This window comes from Rhizobacter sp. P3_C12 (assembly GCF_056402735.1).
In genome coordinates this window covers 1-1,126 of record NZ_JBFUGW010000609.1, presented here as the reverse complement: position 1 = coordinate 1,126, position 1,126 = coordinate 1, and the positions used below count along the sequence as shown (strand labels likewise).

The following is a 1,126-nucleotide window of genomic DNA, read 5'->3' as shown; positions in this document are numbered from 1 at the left end:
GGCCCGGGTGGTGCTCCGGGCAGCGCAGCCGGCCGCCGCGGTGCCGGCGCCACCACCGTCGGCGTCGCCACTGCCGCACAGGCCGAGCTGCCGGTGCTGATCGAGGCGCTCGGCACCGTCACCCCCGCCGCCACCGTCACCGTGCGCGCGCAGGTCTCGGGCGTGCTCACCAAGGTGATGTTCAAGGAAGGCCAGGTGGTGAAGAAGGGCGAGTTGCTCGCCACCATCGACGCCCGCCCGTACGAGATGGCGCTGCTGCAGGCGAGCGGCCAGCGCCTGCGCGACGAGGCCCAGCTCGATGCCGCGCGCGTCACGCTGAAGCGCTACCAGACGCTGCTGTCGCAGGACTCCATCGCCCGCCAGGATGTCGACACCCAGGCCGCGCTCGTCAAGCAGCTCGAAGGCACGGCGATGACAGACAAGGCCTCCGAAGGCACCGCCCGCCTGAACCTCGCCTACACCCGCATCACCGCGCCGGTGGGCGGGCGCATCGGGCTGCGCGCGGTCGACGAAGGCAACCTGGTGTCGTCCGGCGACACCACCGGCATCGCGGTGATCACGCAGACCGAACCGATCGACATCGCGTTCTCGATCCCGCAGGACCGCCTGCCCGCCATCCAGGCCCGCGTCGCCAGCGGCGCCCAGCTGCCGGTCGCCGCCTACGACCGCACCCGCACCAGCAAGCTCGAGAGCGGCACCTTCTCCACCTTCGACAACCTCGTCGACACCACCACCGGCACCGTGCGCGCGAAGGCCCGCTTCCCGAACCAGGGCGGCGCGCTGTTCCCGAACCAGTTCGTCAACGTGCGGCTGCTGCTCGACACCGTGAAGGGCGCCGTCGTGGTGCCGATCACCGCACTGCGCAACGGCCGCGACGGCGACTACGTCTACGTGCTGCAGCCCGACCGCACCGTGCAGCAGCGCACCGTCACGCGCGGCCAGGCGACGGTCGACAAGGTATCGATCACCGCCGGGCTCGAGGCCGGCGAGCAGGTCATCACCGAAGGCGCCGACCGGCTGAAGGACGGCGCGCGCGTGACGCTCTCGGCCGACCGCGCCGCGTCGGGCGCACAGGGCGCTTCCGGCCCGGCCGGTGCGTTCCCGCCGGGCCGCCGTGCCTCGGGCC

The 1,126-nt window shown here is 72.8% G+C and carries 1 protein-coding gene; it reads left to right on the top strand.

The genetic code is table 11. The annotated features are described in order from the left end of the window. The coding region (locus AC1DXV_RS34905) for an efflux RND transporter periplasmic adaptor subunit (protein ID WP_477938084.1) at window positions 1–1,126 on the top strand (1,126 nt) is incomplete at both ends.